Genomic DNA, 17,649 nt, shown 5'->3' with positions numbered 1-17,649 from the left:
AGGATGTGTCGGACTTGAAGCAATATCTTGAGCTTTGTGAACATGTATTGAAGAATGGAACGAAAAAGGAAGATCGCACTGGAACGGGAACAATTAGTACATTTGGCTATCAAATGCGCTTTGATTTACAAGAAGGTTTTCCCCTCGTTACAACAAAAAAGCTACATTTGAAATCAATTATCCATGAACTTCTTTGGTTTTTAAACGGCGATACAAATGTGAAATATCTACAAGAAAACGGTGTTCGTATCTGGAATGAGTGGGCAGATGAAAACGGAGAGCTTGGTCCTGTTTACGGTCATCAATGGAGATCATGGCCTACTTCAGATGGTGAAACGATTGACCAGATTTCAAACTTAATTAACCAGATTAAACAAAATCCTGATTCAAGACGTTTAATTGTAAGTGCATGGAATGTAGCAGATGTTGATAACATGGCGTTGCCACCATGTCATTGTTTATTTCAATTCTATGTAGCAAATGGAAAGTTATCGTGTCAATTGTATCAACGCTCGGCTGATATCTTCCTAGGTGTACCGTTTAATATTGCTTCTTACGCATTGCTTACAATGATGGTTGCGCAGGTTTGTGATTTAGAGCCAGGTGAGTTTGTGCATACTTTTGGAGATGCACATATTTATACAAATCATCTTGAGCAAGTGAACTTGCAATTATCACGTAAGCCTCATTCATTACCGAAGATGAAAATAAATCCAGACGTGAAATCAATTTTTGACTTTAACTATGAAGACTTTGAATTAGTTGACTATGAAGCGCATCCACATATTAAAGGAGTTGTCAGCGTATGATTTCACTGATTGCAGCGATGGACAAGCAGCGCTTAATCGGTAAGGAAAATGACTTACCGTGGCGTCTTCCTGAAGATTTAAAGCACTTTAAACGAGTAACGACTGGTCATACTGTAGTGATGGGGAGAAAAACGTTTGAATCCATCGGAAAGCCACTTCCAAGTCGAACAAATGTCATTGTTACTCATCAAGAACAATATCAGCCTGAAGGAACAACGGTTGTTCATTCATTGGATGAATTAGAAAAGCTTGATCGAGAGTTAAATGATGAATTATTTGTGATTGGGGGCGCAACTCTATACGAGCAAACGCTTCAGCTTGCAACACGCCTTTACCTTACACATATTGACGAGGTATTTGAAGGCGATACATATTTTCCAGAAATTGATTTAACAGAATGGAAAGTAGTGACAAAAGAACAAGGTCCAAAGGATGAAAAAAATCCATATACGTATTACTTCACCATGTATGAGCGAGTAAACAAATAATGTAGCTTGATGATTTTTCATAAGCGGATAGCTCTTTTCTTAAAAGAGAGGGCTATCCGTTTATGCATGAGTGTAAAAATAGGAGTGTAAAGATTATGTTTCGAAAGATTGCTTTTTTTATTTACTTTTTTGCTTACTTGATTTATAGTTTACCAACTTTAAAGAAGGTAAAGCACCTGCCTATATCAATGGCTGTTCAAGAACGTGATCGTATTCAACATGAGCTGCCAAAGCGATGGGCAAGAAATTTAGTTCGTATTACAGGGTCAACGATAACGGTAGAAGGAGATGCTCATATCCCTAACGGCCCTGTATTGTTTGTGAGTAATCATCAAGGAAATTTTGATGTACCTGTTTTATTAGGCTTTGTTGAAAAACCTTTTGGGTTCTTTTCAAAAGTAGAGGTGAAAAAAATTCCATTCATTCCGAGGTGGATGGAAGTGATGAACTGTGTGTTTGTAGACCGATCAAATCGCCGTCAAGCATTGCAATCAATCAAAGAAAGTGTGGCGCTTTTAAAAGAAGGTCACTCAATGGTCATCTTTCCAGAAGGGACGAGAAGTAAAGGTGGTCCTGTAGCAGAATTTAAGACGGGTGGATTGCGTATGGCAATCGATGCAAATGTACCTATTGTGCCAATAGCGATTGAAGGTACATATAAAATTATGGAACAAAATAAAGTTGGATTTAAGCGTGCGAATGTCACAGTAAGTATCTTAGAGCCCATCACGTCTCACTTAAAAGAAGAAAAGACCGACACAAAAGAATTAGCTGCTCATATTCAGAAGGTTATTGCAAAGAAATTAAATAAATAATAAGACAGAGAGCGATTGGATAGAAAAAATGTTCATGTAACATCCTTTGCTTATCTATCTGTTGATTTAGTTAGCTGAGTCGAAATGGGTGTTCTTTCCCCATGTCGGCTCAGCTTTTTTAATTGAATGTATTACGACGATTCACCAGATGTCGCTTTAGTGACAACAGCATGTTAGTGTATTCATCTGGTTGAGTAAATTGTTCTGCTTGCCAATTGTCTTCCACCCAATGAATTAAATCTTCGATATTATTAAATACTTGTCCGCTTGTGTCAGCGTTTCTCAACATAAATCGTCCGTTATCTTCATCAATTGTGACTTCACACGGAAAAGCTCCATCGTAACTTTGTAATGAATATTCCATGTCTTCACCTTCTTTTTACTTGTTTTTTATAGTATGTAACGATTCCTTCTCGTTTATCCGATAAGTGAAATGAATGAGCCTTGGGAGCGTTTTAAGCATCCTTCAACCTAACCAAAAAATTAACAGATTTATTAGTGGAAAATAATGATTTTTCTAAAAATTATGTGATATAATGTACAAATTACTAAAGGAAGCACAGGAAGGAAGTTGGTTATGAAACAACAAGTAGACAACAGAACAAAACACGTACATTTAGAAGACATCATGATTGCGAATCAAATGATTAAAGATGTTGTTGTACATACACCACTACAACGAAACGATGTTTTGTCAGAGCGTTATGAATGTAACATCTATTTAAAACGAGAAGATTTACAAGTGGTTCGTTCCTTTAAACTTCGTGGCGCGTATAATCGAATCAAAAAATTGACTCAAGAACAATTAGAAAACGGCATTGCCTGTGCAAGTGCAGGGAATCATGCACAAGGTGTTGCGTATGCATGTCGGCATTTAAATATTGATGGGAAAATTTTTATGCCAAGTACAACACCAAGACAAAAAATAAACCAAGTTCAATTTCTAGGAAAAGAAAATGTGCAAATCATCTTAATAGGTGACACGTTTGATGACTCATATGAGCAAGCGATTAAATGTAGCACGGAAGAAGCTCGTACATTTATCCATCCATTTGATGATGTTGATGTGATTGCCGGTCAAGGAACGGTAGCCGTAGAAGTATTTAATGATTGTGAAGAAGAAATTGATTATGTATTTGCAAGCATCGGTGGTGGTGGCCTTGTGTCAGGTGTGGGCACATATGTAAAAAGTGTGTCTCCGCATACAAAATTAATTGGTGTAGAGCCATTAGGAGCACCAGGTATGAAAACATCGATTCAAAAAGGGGAAGTGGTTTGTCTAGAGAAAATTGATCCTTTTGTAGACGGGGCGGCTGTTAAGCGAGTAGGAAACATCTCGTATGATGTGAGTCAAGAGTTGCTAGATGATATCATTGTTGTACCAGAAGGCAAAGTATGTACAACAATTTTATCTCTCTATAATGAAAATGCGATTGTTGCTGAACCAGCTGGAGCGTTATCTATTGCTGCATTAGACTCTTATAAAGACCAAATTAAAGGGAAAACAGTTGTTTGTATTATTAGCGGCGGCAATAATGATATTGGGCGTATGCAAGAAATTAAAGAAAAGTCGATGATTTATGAAGGGCTTCAACATTACTTTATTGTGAATTTTCCTCAGCGTGCTGGTGCGCTCCGTGAGTTTTTAGATGAAGTATTAGGGCCAACAGATGACATTTCACGTTTTGAATATACAAAGAAAAACAACAAAGAAAACGGTCCTGCCTTAGTGGGGATTGAACTAAAACATAAAGAAGATTATGAGCCATTAATTCAACGCATGAATAAAAAAGGCTTTTCATACACAGAAGTTAACAAGGAAAGTAACTTATTCAGTCTGCTTATCTAAAAAGAAGAATGCTATCTATTTAATACCCTGCCTTCTATTCATTGTTTTTATGGATGAAAAGAAGTAGGGTATTTTGTTAATTTTTTATGTTGTTTTAACATCTTTAGACACTATTCGCGCTTGTAAAGGAGTATAATAGAAAAAACGGGTAAAAAGAGGATTGATAGCTTGCTATTAAAAAGCCTGGAATTCAAACATGGTAATGGGGAAAAAGTGAAAATTATTCAAATTCCTGTATTGGAGGAGGATAGCACATTTAGGTTTATGATATCACTTCGTTTTGAGGTGTTTCTTAATAAGATTTATCATGAACCAGAGCCAAAACATGTATACTCGTTTAAAGATTATTTAAAGCGCGTACTGAAATGGAAAGATTACGAAGCCATTTTCAAAGAAGATGCATTAAAACATAACGCTTAACAGAAAGAGGGTATGTAAAAGAGAGAACACAACCTCATACCCTCTAGCAAAATGGACCGTCATGCAAATTCCCTCACCAGAAGGGTGTTAGTTGACGGTCCATTTTGCATGAAATGAAAAAACGAAATTTTCTGTAGGGTATTAGATAAAAGGAAATAGATACACGTTACTTTTAATTCAATAGATAGAGGTGATATAATAGCAAGAAGGAGCTATTTTAGGGGTGAATTTATGAAAAAAATTAAAATTGTAACTGATTCTACATTAGATCTTTCACAAGAAGAATTGAATCAATACGATATTGAAGTTGTGCCATTATCCATTTACATTGATGATGAAACTTTTCTAGACCGAGTGGACATTACGCCGACACAATTTATTGAGAAAATGAAGCAATCAAAAGAGCTGCCAAAAAGCTCACAGCCTGCTGCTGGACAATTTGTTCAAGTATATGAGCGTCTTGTTCAAGAAGGATATGATGTGATTTCAATTCATATGACAGGCGGAATGAGTGGCACAGTGCGTTCAGCTGAAAGTGCAGCGGAAATGGTAGAGGGACATATTACAGTAATCGATTCAATGTACATATCAAAAGCGCTCTCTTTTCAAGTTATTGAAGCAGCGAAAATGGCCAAAGAAGGTAAGAGTGTAGAAGAAATTGTGAACAGAGTAGAGGAAATTCGTAAAGGTACGACGCTATTTGTTGTCGTTGATACGCTTGAAAACTTAATTAAAGGAGGGCGTATTGGACGAGGTAAGGGTCTTATTGGATCGATTTTAAACATTAAACCGATTGCATCTTTAGCAGATGGTGTATATACACCTGTAGCAAAAGTACGTAGTCACTCTCAAGTAGTTAAGTTTTTAACGAATCAGTTTGCAGAAGATATAAAAGGTAAAACCGTAAAAGGAATTGGGCTTGTTCATGCTGATGGGCTTGAATTAGCTACAAAAGTCAAAGACTCAATTGCAAAAGTGAGCGATTATTCTTCTTATAAAATTGAAGATACGACACCAATTATTGCGACACATACTGGTGTTGGAGCAATTGGCTTTATGTATTTTGCTGAATAGACGTTAACGGTCTGTTTGAATAAGAGCGATATCAACAAAGAAACGAATTCCTTGTTGATATCGCTTTTATTTGTGGGATAATTTTCTAAATTATTTGAAAAATAAAGCACTTCCTATGATATAATAATGAAAAGTATTTCACATCATTCTTTGAGTCGAGGTTATTTACAATGAGAAAATATATTCGCAATTTAAGTATTTTCAATAAGACTGTATTGTTTTCTACTTTTATCGTTATTCTTGTTGGAATTGGGACTGCGTATATTAGCTATAAAGTACAAGAGAGTATGACAGAAGAAATGCTTTCTCATCATGCATTAAGCATTGCTGATATATGGAAGCAGTCACAATCTGTTGAGCAAATAATTGCGACAAAAGAGGATTTTAATGAGATAGAAAAAAATAAAGCAAGTCTTGCTGAGTCTCTTTCAACAATCTACGGCACCCATCCCCCTTATTTGCAATCTCATATTTTTTCTGCGAAAAAAGAGAAAAATCAAACAATTGAAATGATTGTGAGTACCAATAAGGAACTAAGTAAGCAAAAGGCGTCCATCAATTATACCTCTGATACCGAATTTTACAGAGTATTTCAAAAAGTAACAAGAACCAAAAAAGATGAATATACATCTATTTATAAAAATGAATTTGGTACATGGATTACTGCCTTTACCCCCATTATGAATCATGATCAAGAGGTAATTGCCATTTTGGCTGTAGATGTGGACGCAAGTATTATCAGTACATATCAAAGAGAATTAGTTACCTCATTAGTCATGGGCTTACTTTTCTTGTTTAGTATTATTATTTTCTTCCAAGATTGGGGATTGCGTAAATTAATGTTCCCACTGCGGGAATTGCTTTTTGGAATTAAGCAAGTAAGCAATGGAAATTTACGCATGAAAGTTAAGCATGAAGATGAATCAGAGATTGGAGAGATTAACAAGCAATTCAATGAAATGACAACACAGCTTGAAGTTTTATTTAAACAAGTCGCGGCAACGACTGAAGAACTTGGTGAGAAGGCAATGAGGAGTCCATCAACAAATGGAATCGAAAAAGCAATTAACGATATGGGTCTCATTATGGAAAAAACAAAGCTTCAAAAAGAGTTTCAACGTGCTGAAAAAATGAATGCGATTGGGCAGTTAGCTGCTTCGGTTGCACATGAAATTCGAAACCCGATGACGGTTGTAAAAGGATTCTTGCAATTATTCCATGGAAAAGAGCATTTAACATCTTCAGAGAAAGGCTATATTCAGCTTATGATTGATGAAATGCATCGAGCAGAGCTAATTATTAATGATTATTTATCTTTGGCTCGTCCAGGTATGGAACAGTTAGAGGTATTAAATTGTAAAGAATGTGTAACAAGTTTAGTTGATTTGCTATCATCTTATGCACTATTAAACAATAATATCATAATTGATTTACAGGTTAAAAGAACGGTATACATAAAAGGAAATAAGAATGAGTTTAATCAAGTATTATTAAACATTATGAAAAATGGAATTGAATCAATGAAGGAAGGAGGGGTTTTAAAAGTATCCATGGAAACAAAAGGCGACGTAGTTGACATTCATATAACAGATACCGGGATTGGGATGTCTAAGGAGGAAAAGAGTCGACTTGGCACACCGTTTTATTCGTTAAAAGAAAAAGGGACAGGAATTGGCTTAATGGTTTCCTACCAAATTATTGAAAGTATGAAAGGGACGATTTTAGTGGCAAGCGAAAAAGGAGTCGGCAGCACCTTTACCATTAGTCTTCCAATCCATCGACCGTTTTAGTCTCTTTTATTAAGTGATATACATATGTGAACAATTAATGAAAAAGTTGCTTATTCTTTTCACCTGTAACATAGTTTGCTAAAATAAGAGAAGAAAGCGGCGACTAAAAACACTTTATTTGTAGAAAGATACATAGTATAGGGAAAACATACATAACAAAGCAAGGAATGAAAACCCTTACTACTTTTTATCGACCGTTTTCTGTAAGAGAAAAAATGGCCAATATAAGGGAGTAACAACATGATCCGAAAACACAATAAGCAATTTTTAGCAGGAATGATGATTTTATTATTAGTAGCTTTAACCGCATGTAATTCCGATATTCCGGATCGATTAGATTGGGAGCTAGATGACTTTTCATATGTGAATCAAGAAGGAGACACGGTTAGTAAAGAAAGTTTAAAGGGAGATATTTGGGTAGCCGATTTTATCTTTACAAATTGTGAAACGGTTTGTCCTCCAATGACAGCGAACATGGCAAAGCTTCAAAAGATGGCCGAAGAAGAAGGATTAGATGTTCGATTTGTATCGTTTAGTGTAGATCCTGAAGTGGATTCCCCAGAGCGGTTAAAAGAGTTTGCCTCTCAATTCAATACAGATTTATCAAAATGGGATTTTTTAACTGGCTATAAGCAGGATGAAATTCAAGAATTTGCACTTGATAATTTTAAAACGATTGTGCAAAAGCCAAAGGATGAAGATCAAGTGATTCATCAAACAAGCTTCTATTTAGTTGATCAAGAAGGGAAAGTAGTAAAGGACTATAGTGGAGTATCTGATACACCTTATGAAGAAATCATTGAACATATTAAAACCCTTCAAAAATAAGAAACCTGATGGAAAAATCCTTACTTTCAGTAGTGAGGGTTTTTTGTTCATAAAAAAACACGTTTTTACAGCACGTCTTTTAGGTTATACCATTGATAAATGGATGTTCAATTTAACAAGTTATGATAAGATAAGTAATACAATACAACAAGAAAACTAAACAAATGAGTAGGTGTTTGCATGAATAAATATAAAAAGTGGTTTGTGATGTTAATATGCGTCTTTTTACTTTCAGCATGTGCTGCGCCTGCCTTTTTAGCAAAAGAACCAACTTCTATGACTGAAAAGCAAGTTGAATTATCTGCTAAACAGCGATTGCCAAAAGGCTTCTTCCCAGTCGATTTGAACATGGTTGCGATTGGCGATTCATTGACAGAAGGAGTAGGAGATGGAACAAAAAAAGGTGGATATGTTCCACATGTGGCTAAATATATATCTGAACAACGGGCAGTTGAAAATGTAAGTGTCAACAATTTAGGAAAAAGAGGGAATCGTACAGATCAATTATTAGCTCGCCTAAACGAAGGAGCGATTGCTGCAAAAGTTCAAAGAGCAGATATTATTTTCATTACAATTGGCGGCAATGATATGATGAAAGTGGTACGAGACTTTTTTTACAATATTTCATTAGACACGTTTAAACAAGAACAAGTGAAGTATGAAAGTCGCTTGCATCAAGTGTTTAAAAAGGTGAGAGAGCTAAACAATGATGCTCATATTTATCTAGTTGGGTTTTATAATCCATTTTTCCATTCATTAAACGATGTAGATGAAATTAATACAGTTGTAAAAGAGTGGAATGAGACAAGTGAAAGGGTGTCCTCTCAATATGAGAATGTTTCCTATGTAAAAGTAGATGATATTTTTGCTTTAACGAAGGAAAATTTATTAGCAAAAGATGAGTTTCATCCGAACAAAAAAGGATATAAATTAATGGCAGAGCGTATTAATTATTATGTAAAGAGACAAGAACCTATGCTGACTGATGACGGTAGTCTTGTTGAAGAAGGTGTATTCTTCGTTGAGGAAGAGGAACAAGGAAACGAGAATTAAGGAGTTTTGATTTATGAAGAAATGGAAAGTATTATTTATTGGATTATTGAGTGTGAATATAGTAGTAGCACTTATCCTTGTTAGCATTATCTTTATGCCTGCTAATGATGTGAATTTTAACGATTCATCCAAAATTGAAGGCAACGCAGAACTAACCCTACTAGCAAAAAAAGAGGATTTAAATACATTAATTGATAAATATTTAAAGAAGGAATTTAACAATCAACCTCTTAATTATCAAGTAAGATTAACAGACGTAGTAGAAGTTAATGGAACTATTCAGGCGTTTGGAAATGATCTTGATATTCAAATGAGCTTTGAGCCGGTTGTACAGGAGAATGGTGATATTTTATTAGAACAGCAAACATTATCAGTAGGAAAATTACAGCTTCCAGTACGTACGGTACTGCGCTATGTGAATAACAATTTTAAGCTTCCTAAGTATGTTCAAATTGATCCGAATAACGAATCTGTCTATGTCGCCTTACAACAACTAGAGTTAAAGAGTGATTTTCGTGCAAAAGTACAGAAGTTTGATTTAGAGAATGACGATATTCGTGTCAAGCTTGTGTCAACTCAATAATACGTAAAAAGAACTCACCGTCTCCAAAAGAGACGGTGAGTTCTTTTTGTTAATCTTGTGAAATTAAGGCTTCTAACGGTGGGTTGCCGTTTAGTAAACCAACTGCGTAGATGGTATAAGCTCTATTTGGCCTTAACCGAACAGGTGGTACGTCAAGAACGACTTTATCTGTGCCGGCTGCTCGTACCTCGACATCAAGTGGCATCGGTGTTAACCCTAGATAGTCCGTTATCTCTTTAAATGAGATGTTTGAAAACACGACATCTCCGTTCTTTGCAGCAATGTCAACGGCAGGAGCATTCGGTGAAAGGTGAATAAATCTTACCTTTGTTTCACCTTCTGGTGTAGAGCTATTGTCTGCGATGAGGATCAAATCCAAATCATTTGGTGTACCAACAACTGCAGACGTGTATTTTCGGTTCGCTTCGAGTTGAACGTCCTCTGTTAATAACGGCTTATCTGTTTGACCGGCTGGGTAGATATCAATTCGGTATCGCCCTTCTTCTTTTAATGGGATATAATCAGTTTCTTGCTTGAACGTTAAGTTTCGAATGGTACGACGGCCGTTTAGATAAACATCGACAGAAGAAGCTCCAGGAGAAGCGTGTAGAATTCGCATCATCGGTTGTTCTCTATCCTCATAACTACGTGATGTTGGAGTAAGTGCCTTTTGCATATAATGCAAATGCTTTTGATAGTACGTAATAAATAAGGTAGGGTCACTGTATTTATAATAATTTGATAAAAAATCGTATTTCATTGCTTTTTTTAAATATTTATCAAAGTGTGAATAATTCATACATGCAACTCCTTTACAAAATAAGCATCATTAAAACAGTCGTATACGTAACCAAGTATATGCCGTAAAAACAAAACTATGACGCTCTTTTACATAGTCAAGCTCTAACAACCTACCAATAGATCTTTTTATTCATATAATAAATAGCTCTTTACAAATGGCTATGCCAGTCCTTTGAATTCTTTTTCAAAGGTTTAGATTATTTCACCTGTCAGCTACTTTATCGTATTTTAAATCGAGGTATCGCTAACTCATTGTTACATGATGATGAAAAGATTTGGTAAGGGAAAGGAGTAGAAGTATGAAAGGATTTTATGTGAAAACGGTTCGTTGTATTTTGTGTAGTTTCTTACTATTGCTTGTTCTTGTATACTTTACGACTTATGCAACTCATATTGAACGTGATGAACAACAATATCCATCTTCTTATGAAACTAGTGAGTCTGTTAGAGGTGGTATAAGTGAACAAAAATCAACTATTTAGTTTATTTCGATATAGCCTTGTTCTCTATGTTGTTTTCTTTTCGGTTCTGTTTGTTGCGCTGATACCAACTATATTTGGCTATCAAGTAAGCATTTATCAAGCTGAACAGGAGGTAAACAACATTGAGAGAGATTCACTTATTATAGCGAAGCGTGACAACTTTGTGTTAGAGAGACATGACTTTATTCTTGTAGAGAAGTTAAATGAGTCACATTACGTTCTTCTTCATGTTAATGAAGTAAAAGGGAGAAAAGACATTTTTCACCCTGAAATGGCACATAATCATTACACTAAATATATGTACCACATACCTTATATTGGATCTGTCGTTCATGTTTTAAAGTCACATATTAGCGCATTTTTTATCGCTACAAGCTTGATGTTTTTAATCACCTATCTAAAATGGAAGCTGTAAATAGGACAAAGAAAAAGCCAATATCCTCTTTTTGTCGTGCGTTGGCTTTTTTACGAGAGAAAATGGAAAGTTAGAAAAAATAGGCATATGCACATACGGTACAAACTAGAGCCACATACTGTATAAATGTACTAAACGAATATCACAAATGAGGAGAGATCAAGATGTATAATTACGGATATGAACATTCTTGTTACCCAATGGCACCAGTTGGAGGTTACGCTGCACCTTCTTGTGGAATTGGCAATTCATTTACATTAATCGTTGTATTGTTTATTTTATTAATCATCATTGGTTGTAGCTACACATATACATGTTAATTCATTTAACAGTTTGCCCCCACCTGAAGTGGGGGTTTCTTATGCTAAAAGAGAAGAAGACTTTTGGAAGATAGGATAAAAATTTCGAAAATTGTAAAAAAAAATACAAAATTAACATTTCCCATATTATACTATAATTACTACATTTATAATTGGAGGTGAATATATGAGAAAAGAAACGTTATTTGAACAAGTATTTAATCTGTCTTTAACTCCTACACTTGTTATGGAAAACGATGGAAGTGTTTTGTTTGTAAATGATGCACTTGTCCATTTGTTTCGGCTATCTAAAGAAGAGATTAAACAGCGAAATGTGCTGATACATAAAGAGCTTTTTCAAATTCAAGAGGAAGAAATTGAACCGGTTCGAAGTGAGGAAGAAACCTTTGTATTGTTAAAGAAGCAGTCGAGGCCTTATCCAGCTCATATACATATTCAGTTACTGAAACAGAATTCAGAGTTTAACGAACCCTTACTACTTATACAATGGCAGGAGTATTCCTCTAATATTGAAAAGCAAGAAGAAGTGATTCGGAAAATGAAGCAATATAAGCAGTTTGTTCAACAAAGTCAAGACGCGTTTATCGTGACGCAGCACGGTATTATACAATATATGAATCCTGCTGCTATTCAACTACTTGGTGGTAACAAAAAAGACGAGTACATTGGACGTTCTTTCTTACAATTTATTCACCCTGATCATTTCGACACTGTTCATGAACGAATGAGAAAAATTATGAGTGGCATATCTGTTAGGCCGCGTGCAGAAGTTCAACTTTTAACAAAAAGAGGGATTGTGACAATTGAATCATCTGTAACAAAGATAAAATTCAAAGGTAATGACGCTATTCAGTACATTATTCGTGATGTGACAGACCGGAAAAAGTATGATGAAATGGCTAGTAAATCTGAGAAACTAACGATGGTTAGTAAGTTAGCTGCCGGTGTCGCTCATGAGATACGTAATCCAATGACAGCGATCAAGGGATTCATTCAACTGTTAAAAGCTTCAAAGGAATATAATGAAGAGTACCATGATATTATGCTTGAAGAATTAAACAGGGTGGAATCCATTATTCAAGAATTTTTAACATTAGCTAAACCGAAAAAAGAGACAATGTTTGAGGTGAAAAGTTTACAAAAAATTTTACGCCATGTAACGTTGTTATTAGCCACCCATGCCAGTTATAAAGATTGTCAGATTGTTAGTTTACTGGAAAGTGAAGATATACCTGTTTCCTGTGAAGAAAATGCCTTAAAACAAGTATTTATTAATATTATTCAAAATGGATTGGAGTCAATGACAAGAGGAACGATCACTGTAAAGCTTGAAAAGCGTGGTGAGTATGGAGTTGTCACCATTGAAGATGAAGGAAGCGGAATTGATGAAGCCACTCTCGCTCGAATAGGGGAACCGTTTTTTTCAACAAAGTCATCCGGCACGGGCTTAGGCTTAATGATTAGTTATCAAATTATTGAGCAGCATAGTGGGCATATTTCCTTTTCAAGTAAGTTAGGTGTAGGAACAAAGGTAGAGATTGCCATTCCGTACGTACAAGAACCAGTGAACGTGTAAATCAATTGATTTACACAATGTCACTGGTTCTTTGAGTTTAATTACGAACTTTTTTGTGTTTAGTATAAAATATTGTTCGTATTTATTGTTGACTGACAATTGGAACTTTGATATAGTAGCTAAGGGTTAGGAAATAACCGAATGTTGGAAGAATAACATAACGGGGGAATGTACAAATGAAACAAAATTATGATGTCATCGTCGTCGGTGCAGGACCAGCCGGAATTTTTACTTGCTATGAATTAACATTGAAAATGCCTGAAGCGAAGGTTTTATTAATAGATAAAGGACACGATATTTATAGAAGAAATTGTCCGATTCTTCAGAAAAAAATTGAGAAATGCCCACCCGCTGCTGGTAAAAAAGATTTTGCTGGCTGTCTACCCGCTTGCTCAATCACAAATGGATTTGGTGGAGCAGGCGCATACTCAGACGGCAAATTCAATATTACGAGTGAATTTGGTGGATGGATGACGGATTATCTCCCGGAGTCTCAAGTAGTGGATTTAATTAAATATGTTGATGAAATCAATTTAGCTCACGGAGCAACTGATACAATTACCGATCCAATGACAGATAAAGTTCGTGAAATTGAAAAACGCGGCTACGCTGCTGGATTAAAGCTACTTCGTGCACAAGTTCGTCATTTAGGAACAGAGCAGAACTTAGAAATTTTAAAAAGCATTTACGAATACTTAAAAGAACGTGTGGACATGGTTTTTAAAACAGAAGTAGAAGATCTTGTTACTGAAAAAGTAGAAGGAACGCATGTGATTCGTGGAATCGAATTGAAGAGTGGAGACGTTGTAAAAGCTGAAAAAGTGGTAGTGTCTCCAGGGCGTGATGGTTCAGTCTGGTTAGCGAAATTATTAAAGAAGCGTCGCTTACGAATGATTAATAACCAAGTAGACATCGGGGTGCGTGTTGAAACATCTGATGTCGTCATGGAAGAAATTAATACGCATTTATATGAAGGGAAATTTATTTTTAACACATCAGTAGGCACTCGCGTTCGTACGTTCTGTAGCAATCCGTCAGGACACGTAGTTGTTGAGAACCATTCAGGGATTATGCTAGCAAACGGACACGCTTACAAAGATCCTAAGCTAGGTAGTAAAAACACGAACTTTGCCCTGTTAGTTTCTCATAAATTTGCGGATCCGTTTGATCGTCCAAATGAATATGCACATGAAGTATCTGGTCTTGCTAATGCATTATCAAATGGAGGCATCATTGTTCAAAAGTATGGAGATATTTTAAAGGGTCGTCGTTCAACGGAAAATCGTATTAAAGAAGGATTTTTAGAGCCTACATTAAAAGAAGCAGTGCCAGGTGATTTAGGATTAGTTCTTCCTTACAACACAATGAAGAGTTTAATTGAAATGACAGAAGCGTTAAATCATGTTACTCCAGGTCTTGCGTCTGAACATACGTTATTTTACGGAGTCGAAGCCAAGTTCTATTCAGCTCGTCCAAAGCTAAATGATAAATTTGAAACTGAAATCTCAGGTTTATATGTAGGTGGAGACGGTGCAGGGATTACACGTGGACTAGCGCAAGCGAGTGCATGTGGTGTATGGGTAGCACGAGATATCATTGAGAAGCTAAATAAGACAACTCATGTAGAATCACCAGTATTTGCATAAAAGAAAGCGTGGGACGTACCCACGCTTTTTTTACATGATTGCTTTTTTTAAGTGATTTAGGTAACGAGATCGAATAAAAAGGAAATACAAAAGTTGAGCAATGACGAACCCTAAAATAACAAGAAGTGTTTCTTTTGCAATCGACATCGTAAACATGCTTTGTAATGCTTGAAAAGCGAATAAGCTATGAATGGCTGCGATAATAATGGGAACGAAAAACAACAGTGCAAGTTGAGCGGTCGCAATTTTGTTTAACTCTTGTTGAGTTAATCCTACTTTTGCAATGGTATTATATTGACGTTTATCATGATCAAGATCTGTATATAAACGGAAGTATAAAAAGCTTCCAGCAGCGATGAAGAAAGCGCACCCAACAAGCAACACAATAAAGAGAGCAGATTTATAAGATTGCATCATAAAGTTATAATCATACCCACTTGCAAGAAAGAAAAACTGAGGATCAGATGTATAATTTCCCATCACTATTCAATCTTTATACGAATACATATCTAGTGCAATGTTTTTTGTTTCTTTCCACTTTTTCGTAAAGTAAGCATAGTAGTCAACAACAGCGGCAGAAGGAGAGAGTGTGTCATAAAGCTTATCAGATACAGCAATGATTTCAAAGTCTAGTAAGCCTCCACCCGTGACAGGACCTTTTTCAATTAAGGTAGAGATCTCCATGTTTTTGTTTCCTTCTTTAAAGGTTACCAGTTGTGTTTCCTCCTGACGTAATCTTCTATTAGTTTATCAGAAAAGTAAATGGATTAGGAAATTAAGGTATAGTGAAATTGTGGAAAAACGAATAAATATACTAGATGGTGCAATTATGAACATAAACGGTGTATAACCATTGGTGAATAGATAGAAGCTATCTAGTAGTAACAGTTACAATTGGAACAGTCACTGTGTCATTGTAATCAATTCCATTTTTCGGTAAGTGATAAAAGTATAAAAATAACTTGACAGAAATATAGGCTATGACTTTTAATTATACATATAAGAAAAGTTATGATGCTAATATAATAGTGTGCCTAATTTCTAGATAGATAGAGAGCGGGGGAACCATTCCGTGCATGGACATGCACTAGGGGTGAATCCTATTTTAGGACGGGTAACTCACATACCCGAATCCGACAGCTAACCTCGTAGGCAATGTGTGGGGAGGACGATCAAGCTTATTAAAGCCACGAGAGACTCTTGTGGTTTTTTTGTAGACTTTTTTACGGATTTTGTCGTTTCTTCCCGATATAATGTTCGGAATTTTCTGGGTTATATCAACGTTGTAAAAATTCTAAACCTTCTAATTATAGTCACGTTTATCTTTTAAATCACACGCATCATGGTTTAAATCATAAAGGAGGAAGCATTTATGAAGTTATCGACAAAAATTATTATTGCATTAATTCTGGGTGCTGTTGTAGGACTTGCTTTGAACATCTTTGCACCAGATACGTTCACAGTACTTGATAAGTACGCATTTACACCGTTAGGTCAAATTTTCTTAAGCTTAATTAAAATGCTTGTTGTTCCAATTGTGTTCTTCTCCATTACACTTGGTGTAGCTGGTTTAGGAGATCCAAAGAAGCTTGGACGAATTGGAGCAAAAACAATTGGGTATTTCTTATCAACAACAACGGTTGCCATTATTATTGGTCTTGTTCTAGCATTTGCGATTAAGCCAGGTACGGTTGGTACCTTTGATACAACGAATGCAGAGTTTGAAGCAAAAGAAGCACCGCCGGTAAGTGAAACGTTATTAAATATTATCCCTTCAAATCCGATTCAAGCCTTTGCAGAAGGTAACATGCTGCAAATTATTGTATTCTCAATTTTTGTTGGGTTAGGAATTACGATGTTAGGTAAAAAAACAAAAGGTTTATATGATGTCATTGATCAAGGAAATGAATTGATGATGTATCTTGTCAATCTCATTATGAAATTCGCTCCATACGGTACATTTGGATTAATTGCCACAGCGGTAGGTAGCCAAGGTCTTGATGCAATGAAAGCAATGGGACTTTATATGTTTGTTGTCGTGCTGGCATTATTCATTCATGTGATTGTCACGTATGGTGGCTCAATCTTCTTCCTTGCAAAGCGCAATCCAATTGAATTCTTTAAAGAATTCAGTCCAGCAATGACAGTAGCATTTAGTACATCAAGTAGTAGTGCGACATTGCCGGTTTCAATGAACGTTGCGCAAAAGCGTTTACGTGTACCAGAGCAAATTAGTAGTTTCGTACAACCTTTAGGTGCAACGATTAATATGGATGGTACAGCCATTATGCAAGGTGTAGCCACTGTCTTTATTGCACAAGTATACGGCGTGGATTTAACGTTAACGATGCTAATTACGGTTGTCTTAACGGCTGTATTAGCAAGTATCGGAACAGCAGGGGTTCCAGGCGTAGGTCTAATTATGTTAGCAATGGTTTTATCATCAGTGAATCTACCTGTTGAAGGAATTGCTCTAATCATTGGGATTGACCGACTATTAGATATGACACGTACAGCGGTTAATATTACAGGAGATGCTGCTTGTGCAGTTATTGTAGCAGAATCAGAAGCGAAAAAAGAGCAGCAAACATCTAATTTATCAGCTTAATTAATGACTAAAAGAATAGATGATAAAAAGAACGTCACGTGACGTCCATTACAAAAATGGATAAAACGTGGCGTTCTTTTTTTGTTTACGGT

General features: G+C 35.8%; 20 protein-coding genes and 1 riboswitch. Of the genes, 16 read left to right on the top strand and 4 right to left on the bottom strand.

The genetic code is table 11. The features are described from left to right. Positions 1 to 14: 14 nt before the first annotated feature. The 3 genes from JOC83_RS10155 (at position 15) to JOC83_RS10145 (ending at position 2,112) form a co-directional block, all read left to right on the top strand. A complete protein-coding gene (locus tag JOC83_RS10155) occupies positions 15 to 809 on the top strand; it encodes a thymidylate synthase (protein WP_205186774.1) in 795 nt (264 codons plus the stop codon). Next, on the top strand, positions 806 to 1,297 hold the full coding sequence (locus JOC83_RS10150; RefSeq protein ID WP_205186772.1) for a dihydrofolate reductase: 492 nt from the start codon (positions 806 to 808) through the stop codon (positions 1,295 to 1,297). Before JOC83_RS10155 ends, JOC83_RS10150 begins: the two co-directional genes overlap by 4 nt. 95 nt (positions 1,298 to 1,392) lie before the next feature. Continuing rightward, positions 1,393 to 2,112 (top strand): lysophospholipid acyltransferase family protein, encoded by a 720-nt coding sequence (locus tag JOC83_RS10145; RefSeq protein WP_205186771.1) that lies wholly within the window; start codon positions 1,393 to 1,395, stop codon positions 2,110 to 2,112. Positions 2,113 to 2,230: 118 nt separating this feature from the next. On the opposite strand, the gene JOC83_RS10140 is transcribed toward JOC83_RS10145, so the two are convergent. Further along, positions 2,231 to 2,476, bottom strand: coding sequence for a hypothetical protein (locus tag JOC83_RS10140; protein ID WP_205186769.1), 246 nt, complete (start codon positions 2,474 to 2,476; stop codon positions 2,231 to 2,233). Between the two features lie 213 nt (positions 2,477 to 2,689). Here JOC83_RS10140 and ilvA point away from each other — a divergent pair, with 213 nt between their 5' ends. The 7 genes from ilvA to JOC83_RS10105 all read left to right on the top strand — a co-directional run bounded on the left by ilvA (position 2,690) and on the right by JOC83_RS10105 (position 9,709). Then, the gene (gene ilvA / locus JOC83_RS10135) at positions 2,690 to 3,961 is read left to right on the top strand and encodes a threonine ammonia-lyase IlvA (protein ID WP_205186768.1); all 1,272 of its coding nucleotides are present in this window, start codon (positions 2,690 to 2,692) and stop codon (positions 3,959 to 3,961) included. A 168-nt stretch (positions 3,962 to 4,129) separates the two neighbouring features. Next, the gene (locus JOC83_RS10130; protein ID WP_205186767.1) at positions 4,130 to 4,381 is read left to right on the top strand and encodes a DUF2535 family protein; all 252 of its coding nucleotides are present in this window, start codon (positions 4,130 to 4,132) and stop codon (positions 4,379 to 4,381) included. 231 nt (positions 4,382 to 4,612) lie between these two features. Further along, positions 4,613 to 5,455 carry a DegV family protein gene (locus JOC83_RS10125; protein ID WP_205186766.1) on the top strand — a complete coding sequence of 281 codons (843 nt, stop codon included), beginning with the start codon at positions 4,613 to 4,615 and terminating at the stop codon, positions 5,453 to 5,455. A gap of 170 nt (positions 5,456 to 5,625) precedes the next feature. Next, the gene (locus JOC83_RS10120; protein WP_205186765.1) at positions 5,626 to 7,245 is read left to right on the top strand and encodes a sensor histidine kinase; all 1,620 of its coding nucleotides are present in this window, start codon (positions 5,626 to 5,628) and stop codon (positions 7,243 to 7,245) included. A 240-nt stretch (positions 7,246 to 7,485) separates the two neighbouring features. Further along, the gene (locus JOC83_RS10115) at positions 7,486 to 8,073 is read left to right on the top strand and encodes an SCO family protein (RefSeq protein ID WP_275580426.1); all 588 of its coding nucleotides are present in this window, start codon (positions 7,486 to 7,488) and stop codon (positions 8,071 to 8,073) included. Between the two features lie 180 nt (positions 8,074 to 8,253). Then, positions 8,254 to 9,126 (top strand): SGNH/GDSL hydrolase family protein, encoded by an 873-nt coding sequence (locus tag JOC83_RS10110; protein WP_205186764.1) that lies wholly within the window; start codon positions 8,254 to 8,256, stop codon positions 9,124 to 9,126. 13 nt (positions 9,127 to 9,139) lie between these two features. Continuing rightward, a complete protein-coding gene (locus JOC83_RS10105; protein ID WP_205186762.1) occupies positions 9,140 to 9,709 on the top strand; it encodes a YpmS family protein in 570 nt (189 codons plus the stop codon). 49 nt (positions 9,710 to 9,758) lie between these two features. Here JOC83_RS10105 and JOC83_RS10100 read toward each other — a convergent pair whose 3' ends face one another. Beyond that, positions 9,759 to 10,508: a DUF4397 domain-containing protein gene (locus JOC83_RS10100; RefSeq protein WP_205186760.1), complete on the bottom strand. Its 750-nt coding sequence runs from the start codon at positions 10,506 to 10,508 to the stop codon at positions 9,759 to 9,761. 301 nt (positions 10,509 to 10,809) lie between these two features. Between JOC83_RS10100 and JOC83_RS10095 the strand changes: the two genes are divergently transcribed. The 5 genes from JOC83_RS10095 (at position 10,810) to JOC83_RS10075 (ending at position 14,949) form a co-directional block, all read left to right on the top strand. Further along, on the top strand, positions 10,810 to 10,992 hold the full coding sequence (locus JOC83_RS10095) for a hypothetical protein (protein WP_205186758.1): 183 nt from the start codon (positions 10,810 to 10,812) through the stop codon (positions 10,990 to 10,992). Continuing rightward, positions 10,970 to 11,407 carry a hypothetical protein gene (locus JOC83_RS10090; protein WP_205186756.1) on the top strand — a complete coding sequence of 146 codons (438 nt, stop codon included), beginning with the start codon at positions 10,970 to 10,972 and terminating at the stop codon, positions 11,405 to 11,407. Before JOC83_RS10095 ends, JOC83_RS10090 begins: the two co-directional genes overlap by 23 nt. Before the next feature lie 164 nt (positions 11,408 to 11,571). Continuing rightward, positions 11,572 to 11,727: a YjcZ family sporulation protein gene (locus tag JOC83_RS10085; RefSeq protein WP_205186754.1), complete on the top strand. Its 156-nt coding sequence runs from the start codon at positions 11,572 to 11,574 to the stop codon at positions 11,725 to 11,727. 166 nt (positions 11,728 to 11,893) lie between these two features. Continuing rightward, a complete protein-coding gene (locus tag JOC83_RS10080) occupies positions 11,894 to 13,303 on the top strand; it encodes an ATP-binding protein (protein ID WP_205186745.1) in 1,410 nt (469 codons plus the stop codon). 176 nt (positions 13,304 to 13,479) lie between these two features. Next, complete coding sequence (locus tag JOC83_RS10075) at positions 13,480 to 14,949, top strand: NAD(P)/FAD-dependent oxidoreductase (protein WP_205186743.1); 1,470 nt, start codon at positions 13,480 to 13,482, stop codon at positions 14,947 to 14,949. Between the two features lie 30 nt (positions 14,950 to 14,979). On the opposite strand, the gene JOC83_RS10070 is transcribed toward JOC83_RS10075, so the two are convergent. Together JOC83_RS10070 and JOC83_RS10065 are read right to left on the bottom strand one after the other, a co-directional pair. Next, a complete protein-coding gene (locus JOC83_RS10070) occupies positions 14,980 to 15,429 on the bottom strand; it encodes an FtsX-like permease family protein (protein ID WP_205186742.1) in 450 nt (149 codons plus the stop codon). A 6-nt stretch (positions 15,430 to 15,435) separates the two neighbouring features. Continuing rightward, the gene (locus JOC83_RS10065) at positions 15,436 to 15,633 is read right to left on the bottom strand and encodes a hypothetical protein (protein ID WP_205186741.1); all 198 of its coding nucleotides are present in this window, start codon (positions 15,631 to 15,633) and stop codon (positions 15,436 to 15,438) included. Positions 15,634 to 15,970: 337 nt separating this feature from the next. After that, positions 15,971 to 16,118, top strand: a riboswitch (cyclic di-AMP (ydaO/yuaA leader). 203 nt (positions 16,119 to 16,321) lie between these two features. Here JOC83_RS10065 and JOC83_RS10060 point away from each other — a divergent pair. Next, entirely contained in the window at positions 16,322 to 17,557 is a 1,236-nt protein-coding gene (locus JOC83_RS10060) for a dicarboxylate/amino acid:cation symporter (RefSeq protein ID WP_205186740.1), read from the top strand. The last annotated feature ends 92 nt before the right edge of the window (positions 17,558 to 17,649 follow it).

This window comes from Priestia iocasae (assembly GCF_016909075.1).
Taxonomy (GTDB): domain Bacteria; phylum Bacillota; class Bacilli; order Bacillales; family Bacillaceae_H; genus Priestia; species Priestia iocasae.
This window is presented reverse-complemented; position numbering and strand designations above follow the sequence as displayed.